Annotated in this window: 10 protein-coding genes; 5 read left to right on the top strand and 5 right to left on the bottom strand. The window is 69.3% G+C overall.

Translation table 11 applies throughout. The annotated features are described in order from the left end of the window. On the top strand, nucleotides 1-395 hold a 395-nt coding region (locus tag VF536_RS06915; protein ID WP_331614079.1), incomplete at its 5' end, for a methyl-accepting chemotaxis protein. 129 nt (nucleotides 396-524) lie between these two features. Then, on the top strand, nucleotides 525-2,318 hold the full coding sequence (locus VF536_RS06920; protein ID WP_331614080.1) for a glycoside hydrolase family 15 protein: 1,794 nt from the start codon (nucleotides 525-527) through the stop codon (nucleotides 2,316-2,318). Nucleotides 2,319-2,330: 12 nt separating this feature from the next. Here VF536_RS06920 and VF536_RS06925 read toward each other — a convergent pair whose 3' ends face one another. Continuing rightward, entirely contained in the window at nucleotides 2,331-3,095 is a 765-nt protein-coding gene (locus VF536_RS06925; RefSeq protein WP_331614081.1) for an SDR family NAD(P)-dependent oxidoreductase, read from the bottom strand. Between the two features lie 146 nt (nucleotides 3,096-3,241). On the opposite strand from VF536_RS06925, the gene VF536_RS06930 reads away from it, so the two are divergent. Beyond that, entirely contained in the window at nucleotides 3,242-4,186 is a 945-nt protein-coding gene (locus VF536_RS06930; RefSeq protein WP_331614082.1) for a LysR substrate-binding domain-containing protein, read from the top strand. A gap of 1 nt (nucleotide 4,187) precedes the next feature. Here VF536_RS06930 and tehA read toward each other — a convergent pair whose 3' ends face one another. The 3 genes from tehA to VF536_RS06945 all read right to left on the bottom strand — a co-directional run bounded on the left by tehA (nucleotide 4,188) and on the right by VF536_RS06945 (nucleotide 7,595). Then, nucleotides 4,188-5,162 (bottom strand): dicarboxylate transporter/tellurite-resistance protein TehA, encoded by a 975-nt coding sequence (tehA, locus tag VF536_RS06935; protein ID WP_331614083.1) that lies wholly within the window; start codon nucleotides 5,160-5,162, stop codon nucleotides 4,188-4,190. Between the two features lie 170 nt (nucleotides 5,163-5,332). Next, nucleotides 5,333-7,009, bottom strand: coding sequence for a 2Fe-2S iron-sulfur cluster-binding protein (locus tag VF536_RS06940; RefSeq protein WP_331614084.1), 1,677 nt, complete (start codon nucleotides 7,007-7,009; stop codon nucleotides 5,333-5,335). A 34-nt stretch (nucleotides 7,010-7,043) separates the two neighbouring features. Then, nucleotides 7,044-7,595, bottom strand: coding sequence for a peroxidase-related enzyme (locus VF536_RS06945; RefSeq protein ID WP_331614085.1), 552 nt, complete (start codon nucleotides 7,593-7,595; stop codon nucleotides 7,044-7,046). A 103-nt stretch (nucleotides 7,596-7,698) separates the two neighbouring features. Here VF536_RS06945 and VF536_RS06950 point away from each other — a divergent pair, with 103 nt between their 5' ends. Further along, nucleotides 7,699-8,595: a LysR family transcriptional regulator gene (locus VF536_RS06950; protein ID WP_331614086.1), complete on the top strand. Its 897-nt coding sequence runs from the start codon at nucleotides 7,699-7,701 to the stop codon at nucleotides 8,593-8,595. 111 nt (nucleotides 8,596-8,706) lie between these two features. On the opposite strand, the gene VF536_RS06955 is transcribed toward VF536_RS06950, so the two are convergent. After that, entirely contained in the window at nucleotides 8,707-9,549 is an 843-nt protein-coding gene (locus VF536_RS06955) for a ferritin-like domain-containing protein (RefSeq protein WP_331614087.1), read from the bottom strand. A 149-nt stretch (nucleotides 9,550-9,698) separates the two neighbouring features. On the opposite strand from VF536_RS06955, the gene VF536_RS06960 reads away from it, so the two are divergent. Beyond that, nucleotides 9,699-10,712: a PHB depolymerase family esterase gene (locus VF536_RS06960; protein WP_331614088.1), complete on the top strand. Its 1,014-nt coding sequence runs from the start codon at nucleotides 9,699-9,701 to the stop codon at nucleotides 10,710-10,712. Nucleotides 10,713-10,859 lie beyond the last annotated feature (147 nt).

A 10,859-nucleotide genomic window follows, 5' to 3' on the forward strand; every position in this document is an offset into this window, starting at 1 on the left:
CCGGCGAGCAGGGCCGCGGCTTCGCGGTCGTGGCCGGCGAGGTGCGGGCGCTGGCGCAGCGCTCGGCGGGCGCGGCCAAGGAGCTCAAGGCGCTGATCGGCGAGAGCGTGCTGCGCGTGGACGCCGGCACCCGGCTGGCGCAGAACGCGGGCCTGGCCATGGGCGAGATCGTCCAGGGCGTGCGCCGGGTGGCCGACATCGTCGGCGAGATCGCGACGGCGGCGGCCGAGCAGAAGGACGGCATCGGCCAGGTCAACGTGGCGGTGCAGCGCCTGGACGAGATGACGCAGCAGAACGCCGCGCTGGTCGAGGAATCGGCCGCGGCGGCGGGCAGCCTGCGCTCGCAGGCCGAGCAGCTCACGGCGCTGGTGAGCACCTTCCGCCTGGCGGCCTAGCCCCCCACACTCTGTTGCCATCGCACACCGCCCGCGCCCGGGCGGTTTCTCCTCCGCAGGAACGTTCCTTGCCCGCTGCCCAGCTTCCGTCTGTGCACATCGCAAGAACGACGAACACCAGGAGGAACGATGGAAGCAGCGTCTCTGAAACTCGGCCTCGTCGGCAACTGCGCCGTCAGCGCATTGATCGACGACCGCGCCCGCGTCGTCTGGTGCTGCGCCCCGCGCTTCGACGGTGACCCCGTCTTCCACGCGCTGATCGACTCGCCGGAAGGCATCGGTCCCGACGGCACCTTCCAGGTGGAACTGGAAGATTTTTCCCGCAGCGAGCAGTCCTACGACCACGGCACCGCCGTGCTGCGCACCCGCCTCTACGACACCCACGGCAACGCGATCGAAGTCACCGACTTCATGCCGCGCTTCTTCCTCAACGACCGCCCCTACCGCCCCATGATGCTGGTGCGCCGCATGCGCCCCATCCAGGGCCATCCGCGCATCCGCGTGATCCTGCGGCCCGTCATCCAGTGGGGCTCCGCCCACCCGACCCGCACCCGCGGCAGCAACCACCTGCGCTTCGTCAGCCCGGAAGGCACCATCCGGCTGACCACCAACGCGCCGCTGACCTACGTGCAGGAAGAGACGCCCTTCGCGCTCGACATGCCGATGAGCTTCATCTTCGGCCCCGACGAGACGCTGGACCGCGCCGTCGAGGACACCGCGCGGCTGCTCGAGGAGAAGACCATCAGCTACTGGCGCGACTGGACGCGCCGCCTGGCCATCCCGCTGGAGTGGCAGGAGGCGGTGATCCGCGCCGCCATCACGCTGAAGATGTGCCTGTTCGAGGAGACTGGCGCCATCGTCGCCGCGATGACCACCAGCGTGCCCGAGGCGCCGCACACGCAGCGCAACTGGGACTACCGCTACTGCTGGCTGCGCGACGCCTTCTTCGTCGTGCGCGCGCTCAACAGCCTGTCCGAGACCGGCACGATGGAGGACTACCTGCGCTGGATGCGCAACATCATCGGCCAGTCCAAGGACGGCCACGTGCAGCCGCTCTACGGCATCGGGCTGGAGGCCAAGCTCACCGAGTACATGGTCCCGCACCTGCGCGGCTATCGCGGCATGGGCCCGGTGCGCGCGGGCAACCAGGCCTACGAGCATTTCCAGCACGACGTCTACGGCAACATCGTGCTGGGCTCGGCGCAGTCCTTCTTCGACCACCGTCTGCACCAGCGCGCCGGCATCGACGAGTTCGCGCTGCTGGAACGCGCCGGCGAGCAGGCCTTCGCCATCCACGACAAGCCCGACGCCAGCATGTGGGAGCTGCGCACGCGCGCACGCGTCCACACCTCGTCGGTGCTGATGAACTGGGCCGCCTGCGACCGCCTGGCCAAGATCGCGCGCGAGTTGAAGTTGCCCGAACGCGCCACGCTGTGGGAGGAACGCGCCGCGCTGATCAAGCAGAAGATCCTCGACAACGCCTGGAGCGAGCAGCGCCAGGCCTTCGTCGAGAGCTTCGGCGGCAAGGACCTGGACGCCAGCGTGCTGCTGATGACCGAGGTGGGCTTCATCGATCCGATGGATCCGCGCTTCATCAAGACCGTCGACGCGCTGGAGGCCTCGCTCTGCGACGGTCCCTACATGCGCCGCTATGAGGCGCCCGACGACTTCGGCAAGCCCGAGACCTCGTTCAACATCTGCGCGTTCTGGCGCATCGACGCGCTCTCGCGCATCGGCCGCGTCGAGCAGGCCCGGGAGCTGTTCGAGGCGCTGCTCGCCTCGCGCAACCACCTCGGCCTGCTCTCCGAGGACACCCACCCCGTCACCGGCGAGCTCTGGGGCAACTTCCCCCAGACCTACTCGATGGTGGGGATCATCAACGGGGCGATGCGGCTGTCGAAGCCGTGGGAATCGGAGATCTGAGCGCTCCGGTCCTCAGGCCTGCACCATCCCGCCATCAACGAACAGCTCGATGCCGGTGACGAAGGACGAGGCGTCGGAGGCCAGGTAGACCGCCGCCTTGGCGATGTCCTCCGGCTGACCGATCCGGCCGATCGGCAGCTGCGAGGTCAGGTAGTCCAGCAGGCCCTGCTGGTTGACCGGATCGGGGCCCGCGAGCTCCACCAGTCCCGGCGTGTGGATCGGGCCGGGGGACAGCGTGTTGATGCGGATCGCGCGGCCCTTCAGGTCGAGGATCCAGCTGCGCGCCAGGTTGCGCACCGCCGCCTTGGTCGCGCTGTAGACGCTGAAGTTGGCCGTGCCCATCGAACTCGTCGTCGATCCGGCGAGGATCACTGACGCGCCGGAGACCGCCTTGTCCAGCAGCGGCAGCGCCTTCTGCACGGTGAAGATCACGCCCTTGACGTTGCGCTCGAAGGTCTCGTCGACGTGCTGCTCGGTCAGCTCGCCCAGCGCGGCCATGGTGCCGCCGCCGGCGTTGGCGTAGAGCACGTCCAGGCGGCCGTGGCGATCGCCGACTTCGGCGTACAGCCGGTCGAGATCGGCCAGCTTGGTCGAGTCCGCCTGCACGCCGACAGCGTTCGGGCCGATCGCCGCGACGGCCGCGTCGAGTTCCGGCTTGCGACGGCCGGTGATGTAGACGATCGCGCCTTCGGCGGCGAAGGCCTTCGCGGCGGCCAGGCCGATGCCCGTGGTGCCGCCAGTGACGACGGCGACCTTGCCTTCAAGTTGCTTGCTCATGATTCGCTCCGTTCAGGAAGTGGTGAAGAGGTGAGCGAAGCTTAAGAATTCGCGTTGTCCGAATAAAGCCGTCGAACTCGACTTCTTTTTTCCCAATCCTGAATAATCGGGACTTCAGGAGAGGATTCAGGAGAGGAGAGCGATCGATGGACCAGTTGCTAGCCCTGCGCGTGTTCGTGCGCATCGCCGAATCGGGCGCGTTCTCGAAGGCGGCGGACGCGATGAACATCCCGCGTCCGACGGTGACGAAGCTGGTGCAGGACCTGGAGCGCCACCTCGGCACGCGGCTGCTGCAGCGCACGACGCGGCGCGTCAGCGTCACGGCCGAAGGTGCGGCGTACTACGAGCGCGCGCGGCGTCTGATCGAGGATCTCGCGGAAATGGACGAACTGGCCGCACAAACGCGCGCGCAGGCGCGGGGCCGGCTGCGCGTGGACATCGGCTCGGTGCTCGCGAACATGATCCTGATCCCCGCCCTGCCCGACTTCCGCGCACGGCATCCCGAGCTGCACGTGGACCTGGGCGTCAGCGACCGTCCCGTCGACCTGATTGGCGAAGGCATCGACTGCGTGATCCGCGGCGGCGAGCTGGCGGACAACACCTTGGTCGCGCGCCGCATCGCCGACCTCGACTGGGTCACCTGCGCGAGCCCGGTCTACCTGAAGGCGCGCGGCGTGCCCAAGCATCCGTCCGAGTTGATCGCGCGTGCCCATGGGCCTGAGGACCGCGCGCGCGTCCCGGGCCATGCGATCGCGGGCTATTTCTCGTCGCTCACCGGCCGGGCGTTTCCGCTCGAGTTCCATCGCGGCGACGAGCACCTGCAGATCGCCGGCGAGGCCGTCATGGCCGTCAACGAAAGCACCGCGCATCTGAGCGCGCTGCTGTCCGGCGCGGGACTGGGGCAGACCTTCCGTTTCGCGGCGGCGCCGCATCTGGCGTCCGGCGCGCTGCGCACGGTGCTGGCCGACTGGACCCGGCCGCGTCATCCGCTGCACGTGGTCTATCCGGCGTCGCGGCACCTGAGCGCGAAGCTGCGCCTGTTCGTCGACTGGGTCGCGGAGGTGTTCGCGCCCTTCGACGACCGGCGCTGAATCAGCCGGCCGGCGCGGGCGCTGACGTGGCCGCAGGCGCCGGCTTCGCGCGCAGCACCCACAGCACCGACGCGATCGACAGGCCGACGATGACGACGTTGCTCATCGCGAAGAGCACCGGCGCGAGCACCGTGAAGACCGGATCGTCGCCACGCTCGGCGAAGCGCATCGTGCCGGTGGAGATCGCGGTCGCGCCGAAGGTGAAGGCCCAGTACGACAGCGTGAACGGCTGCCGGATCCACGGCATCAGCCGCAGCACCATCAGCGCCTGCACGATCGCGTAGCCCAGCAGCATGCGGGCGACGATGTCCGGCGGACCGGTGGTGACCGCCGCGTAGGCCAGCAGCGACACGGCGGGTGGCGCCATCTGGATGCCGACCGTCGGCCGCAGGGCCAGGGGCAGCGGCTCGACGGTCAGGAAGCGGCCCAGGATGATGGACTCCTGGACGATCCACGCCAGCACCCCGGCCCCGAAGAACAGCTGCCCCCAGCTCGGCCAGCCGAGCGCCGACATCGCGATCGCGGACACCAGGTTGGCGCCGACGGTGGGCAGGTAGAGCACCGTGGTCGTGGTCTTCTCGTCGCGACCGCCGCGCCACTGGCCGCCGTGACGCCACAGTCCGAAGAGCAGCGATGCCACCGCGCCGACGAGGATGATCACCATGCCCGCGCCGTGCGCATGCGGCAGCACGCCGATGCCGGCGAGCATCGTCGCCACCGGCACCAAAGCGATGAAGCAGCACAGGATCGGATGCGCGGCTTCCGCCTTGGCGGCCTCGCGGACGGCGATCCACTTGATCGCGAATCGGATCAGCAGCACCGCCCACACCGCCACGGCGACCGCCATGACGGCCTCGCCGATCCAGATGGGGAAGCCCCACAGCCGTGCCGCCACGCGCCAGCCGTTGCCCAGGCCGGTCAGGCCCAGCACCATGCTGAAGTAGGAGGCGGGGACCGCCCATCGGGAAACGTTCATCGGGAGCTCCTGCGCACGCGTCGACCGGGGGAGCGGTCGGACGAGCGGACTGTAGGAGCGGGCCCTCGGGCGATCAATCGGGAGTTGTTGGAAGCTCCCTCCAAAGGCAACGGGGAACGAACCCGATGTGCGATCTGCGGCGCAGCACGCGCTGCGCGCAGAGGGTCAGGTCAGAGGTCGAGCGTGAGTTCCTCGCCCGCGGTCCGCGACACGCAGACGCACATCAGCCGCTCCTCCGTCTTCTGCGCGTCGGTGAGCACCTCGTCGCGATGCTCTGGCGCGCCGGCCACGACACGCGTCGCGCAGGTGCCGCAGTTGCCGATGCGGCACGAGGCCGGCACTCGCACACCTTGGGCTTCCGCGGCCTCCAGGATGCTCCGGTCGGCGGGGACGACGATGTCCTTGCCGCTGCGCACCAGGTGAACGACGAACGCGCGGTCGCCGGGCTTGGCGGTCTCGACGCTGAACTTCTCGACGTGCACGCGCGCACCCGGCACGCCTGCGGCGGCAGCCGCGGCCAGGACGGCATCGATCAGCCGCGTCGGTCCGCACACGTAGACGTGATCGGACTCCCCCAGCGCGAGGATCAGCGCCGCGACGTCGAGGCGATCGCCCGCGTCCTTCGCATGCAGCGTCACGCGGTCGCCGAACGCATCGATCAGCTCGCCGAGATACGCCGCGTGCGTCCGCGAGCGGACCGCGTAGTGCAATTCGAAGCTGTCACCGCGCGCGGCAAGCGCGTGGGCCATCGCCTTGATCGGCGTGATGCCGATGCCGCCGGCGATCAGCACCGCATGGGGCGGCGCGTGCTGCGGTGTCTCGTGCGACGTCTCCGCCAGCGCGAACGCGTTGCTCGGCAGGCCGCAGTTCAAGCGCACGCCGAGGGCGAAGTCCTGATGCACCGCCACCGAGCCGCCCTTGCCTTCCGGCTCGTGCAGCACGGCGATCTCGTAGGCATCGGTGCGATGCGGACTCGACGCGATCGAGTAGCTGCGCGTCGAAGCCGTGCCGTCGGCCAGTCGCACCGGCACGTCGAGGTGAGCGCCCGCGATGACTGCCGGCAGCGGCGAGCCATCGGCGGATCGCAGCTCATAAGCGCGCACCGACGGCGTGAGTTGGCGCACGCCGCTGATCGTCAGCGCGAGTGGCCCGTCGCCGAGCACAGACGGTCTCGCGACAGCCGCGTCCGCTCCAGCGGCTTCCGAGTCGCGCGAGGCCGTCGCGGCGAGGCTCGCCTTGGCCTCGCTCAGCTGCGCCTTCAGCTTCTGCACCTGCGCGCGCATCGGCGCCATCAGCGTCGCGACCTCGGCCTCGGTAAAGCGCGGCGTGATGTGCTGCGGGCAGTTCCAGTCCCAGCCTTCGATGCGGATGAGGAAGGCGCGCTCGACCTCCGCGCCGTAGGCCGGATCGCTCACCGCGGCGATGGCCGCGTCGCCTTGCGCGCTCGTACCAGCCTCGACGAGTTCCACGCGGCCGAGCAGCTTCAGCCGCCGGCGATTCGGATAGTCGACGACGATCATCGAGATGCGATCGTCCCGGCGCAGATTGCCGACACTCAGGTACTGCACATTGCCGCGGAAGTCGGCGAAGCCGAGGGTCCTCGCGTCCAGCACCTTGAGGAAGCCCTTCGGCCCGCCACGGTGCTGCACGTAGGGCCAGCCGGTCTCGCTGACGGTGGCCTGGAAGAAGTGGTCGGCCTCGGCGATGAACTGCGACTCGCGGGCCGTCAGCACATCGCCCCGGTCGCTCATCGTGTCGAGGAAGGCGTACTGCTCGCGGCTTCCCATTTCCGACTGGACATCGCGGACCGTCGGCGTGAAGGTGATGTCCGAATAGGCGCGTCCCATGATGAGCTCCCGAAGGTGATGACGGTGGCGCGGCTTACGCCGTCGCCGGCAGTTCGAGCTTGACGCTCGGGAAGTCGATCTCGACCAGGCTGGCCTTGCCCAGGATGTTGGTCAGGAAGTTCATCCCCACGTGGGTGATGATCTCGACGATCTGCGCTTCGTCGACCCCGGCGGCGCGGACCTGGGTCAGCTCCAGCGCGGAGATCTCGCCGCGCTTTTCCATCAGGCTCTGCGCGAACTTCAGGATCGCGGCCGAGGTGTCGTCGTCGCTGGTGCCGGCACGGGCGGCGGCGATCTCCTCGGTGGAGAGCCCCGTCTTGCGGCCGATCGCCGTGTGCGCCGAGACGCAGTACTGGCAGCCGTTCTGCTGGGCCAGCGCCAGCGCGATGCGCTCGCGGTCCAGCGGATCGAGGCTGCCGCCGTTGGCGACGCCATACAGGCCGAGGAAGGCCTGCAGCGCCGTGGTCGAGTTGGCGAAGACCTTGAGGAAGTTCGGGACCATGCCGAGCTGGCCCTGGATCGCGTCCAGCAGGACCTTCTGCTCGGGCGTGGCGGTGGACGGCTCGACGACGTGGATGCGGCTCATGGAAGTTCTCCGGGTGGGTTGAAGGTGAACGGATGGTGGCCCTCATGCCGCGCGGAGAGAATCGGCGCGCCGGGAAAATGACTCTTCCGGAATCAGGAAAGATATGGACAAGCTCGATGCCATGGCCATCTTCGTGGCCGTCGTCCAGGACGGCGGGTTCTCCGCGGCGGCGCGGCGGCTGGGCGTGTCCGCGCCGGTCGTCACGCGCGCGGTGAGCGAGCTCGAGGCCGCGATGAACGTGCGGCTGCTGGTGCGCACGACCCGTGTGGTCAAGGTGACCGAGGTCGGCGAGCGCTATGCGCAGGACTGCCGGCGGGTGCTCGGCGAGTTGCAGGACATCGAGCAGGCGGCGAGCGGCTCGCACGGCGCGGTGCGCGGGAAGCTGGTCGTCAGCGCGTCGGTGATGTACGGGCGGCTGCAGCTCAACCAGGTCGTGCTCGAGTATCTGAAGCGCTACCCGGAGACGGACGTCGAGTGCCGCTTCATCGATCGCAACGTCAACCTGCTCAACGAGGACGTCGACGTCGCGATCCGCATCGGGGATCTGCCCGATGCCTCCTTCCATGCGACGCCGCTCGCCACGGTGCGGCGCGTGGCGGTCGCGGCGCCGGCCTATCTCAAGAAGAACGGGACGCCGAAGCAGCCGAAGGATCTGGAGAAGCACACGCTGATCGCGGCGCTCGGTGTGGAGCCCGGGGCGGAGTGGAAGTTCCGCGAGGGGTCAGGGGTTGATGCCGCGACTGTCGCGGTGCCCGTGCGGGCGCGACTGGCCACCAACAGCAACGATCACGCGATCACCGCCGCGGGCGAGGGTCTCGGGATCACGCGGGTGCTGTCGTACATGGTCGAGGCGCAGCTCGCGTCCGGGGAACTGGTGGAGGTGCTCGCGAAGCACGCACCGCCCGCCGTGCCAGTGCAGGCGCTGCAGCATCAAGGCCTGCGCGCGTCGCGCAAGGTGCGGGCGTTCATCGATCTCGCCGTGGAGCGCCTGCGGCGCTGACTGCAGTCGCCAGGCGCGGGCTCTCCACGGGGCATGGGGCCTCCCTCCGGGAACCCCAAGCCCCATTCCGGCCCCAGTGAGCGACGCGGGCCGCGGGCCTTGGTCCCGCGGTCAGGTCAGCAGCACGCGTCGGCCGATCGCGGCGAGCGGACGCTCGACGACCCGCTGTACGCCCGGGCGAAGCAGCAGCGGCTTCAGCGTCATGCGCACGGCCAGCCCCATCGGGAGATTCGAGCTGACGAGCTGGATCGCGTCCTTGGCCAGTTGCTCGGCGTTGGCGATGGGCGCAGGGCCGCCGTCGATCGCGCCGGTGCGCAGTCGTCCGTTCACCGCGTGCCTCAACGCGATCGAAGCATCCTCCTTGCGCAGCTCCAACGCACGGCGCACCAGCGCGGCGAGCACCTGGCCGCGGTGCAGGCCCTCGATCTCGCGGTACTTGCGGAAGAAGGCGAAGAAGTTCTTGTAGTGCTGCACCTCGTCGCAGCGGATGCGCCAGAACAGGTCGCGCAGCACCGGCTCGTCCGTGGCCTCGTGCAAGGCCTGGTAGTAGGTCGTCGTGCCCATCTCGACGATGCAGCGCGCCACCATCTCCTGGCCCCGCGTCGGCTCAAGCTCGTCCATGGTGCACAGCCGCGCGTACTCGTCGAAGAAGCCGGCGTAGGCCGATTCCCAGTCGAAACCCGGCCACACGTGCCGCACATAGGCTTTGAGCGCGGCGCCGTGCTGGAGTTCCTCCGGCTCCCAGTGGTCGCGCAGCCACGCGCCGACCTCGGGATCGTCGGCGAAATGCTCGATCAGGTTGCGCGTGTACATGTCGCTGCCGCTCTCGATGAACGAGGCGCTGCAGACCAGCAGGAAGAGCGCATCGTGCGCGCGCACGCGCTCAGCCTCGATGCGGGAGAAGTCCAGGTCCTCGAGGGACCAGCGCAGGGGTGTCGGCGTAACAACGGTCATGACGCAAGGTCCGGCAATCCGTGTGCGTGTCATTCCAACAGGCCTCGGGTCCATGCGGCGTTAAAGCCCCGCATCCTTGTGTCAAAGGGTAGGGATCCGTACGCCGACACGGTCAGGCCTCAGAATGGGGCGGCACAACGATGTCCTCCATGGCCAGACGCTCCTCCACCGCCGCCCTGCGCAAGGCCTGGAACAAGGGCCTGCGCGCCGTCACGGGTCAGGTCGTGCGCGCGGCGACGAAGGTCGCCCGCGATGCCACAAAGGACGTGGTCCCCGGCCTGACGAAGACGCCGCCGCATCCGTCGCCCGGACTCGGAGACTGGCTCTCCGGACTGGCGACCGGGCGCGCGGGCATGCGGCGCTTCCGGCTCTTTCGGCCTACCGGGTTGAGCGCGAGCGAGCGCCCGCCACTGATCGTGATGCTGCACGGCTGCGGGCAGGACCCGGCCGGCTTCGCACGCAGCACGCGGATGAATCGCCTCGCGGCGCGCGAGCGCTTCCTGGTGCTCTATCCGGAGCAGAGTCGGCTCGCCAATCCGCAGCGCTGTTGGAACTGGTTCGACACGGAGTCCGGCCGCGCACAGGGCGAGGCCGCGTTGATCCTTGCCGCCATCGATCAGGTCTGCCTGCTCCATGGCGCCGATCGCGAACGCGTGGCGATCGTGGGGCTGTCCGCCGGCGCTGGCATGGCCGCGCTGCTGGCGACGACGCATCCGGTACGCTTCCAGGCCGTCGCGATGCACTCGGGCGTGCCCCCGGGGCTGGCGAGCTCGGCGACGAACGCCTTGCGCGCGATGCGCGGGCGGGCGCAGGCAGCGGGCGTGGAAGGCGGCACGGCGTGGCCGCCGCTGCTCGTCATCCAAGGCAATCAGGACCGTGTCGTGGCCGCCGCGAATGCGTTCGAGGCCGCGCGCCAATGGGCGCTCGCTGCGGGCGCCGCGACGGTGCACGACCGTCGCGTGCAACGCGGCAAGCGCTTGCCGATGACGATCGTTGACTTCAAGCGTGGCAGCACGGTGGCGGTGTCGCTCGTCGAGATCGACGGCCTCGGCCATGCGTGGAGCGGCGGTGCCGCGAAGGAGCCGTTCAGCGATCCGACCGGGCCGGATGCGACGACGATGATCTGGCGCTTCGTCGCGAAGCGATTTGCACCGAAGCGTTGACGTCCTCTGACTGCCGAGGCTGCTGGCCCTCACCCCCGCCCTCTCCCGCAAGCGGGAGAAGGAGCCACCCCAGTGCTCCTGCTCCGAATGGCTCGGTGCATTCTCACTCCCTCTCCCGCTTGCGGGAGAGGGCGGGGGTGAGGGCCA

This window comes from Roseateles sp., from assembly GCF_036486225.1.
Classification (GTDB): domain Bacteria; phylum Pseudomonadota; class Gammaproteobacteria; order Burkholderiales; family Burkholderiaceae_C; genus Roseateles.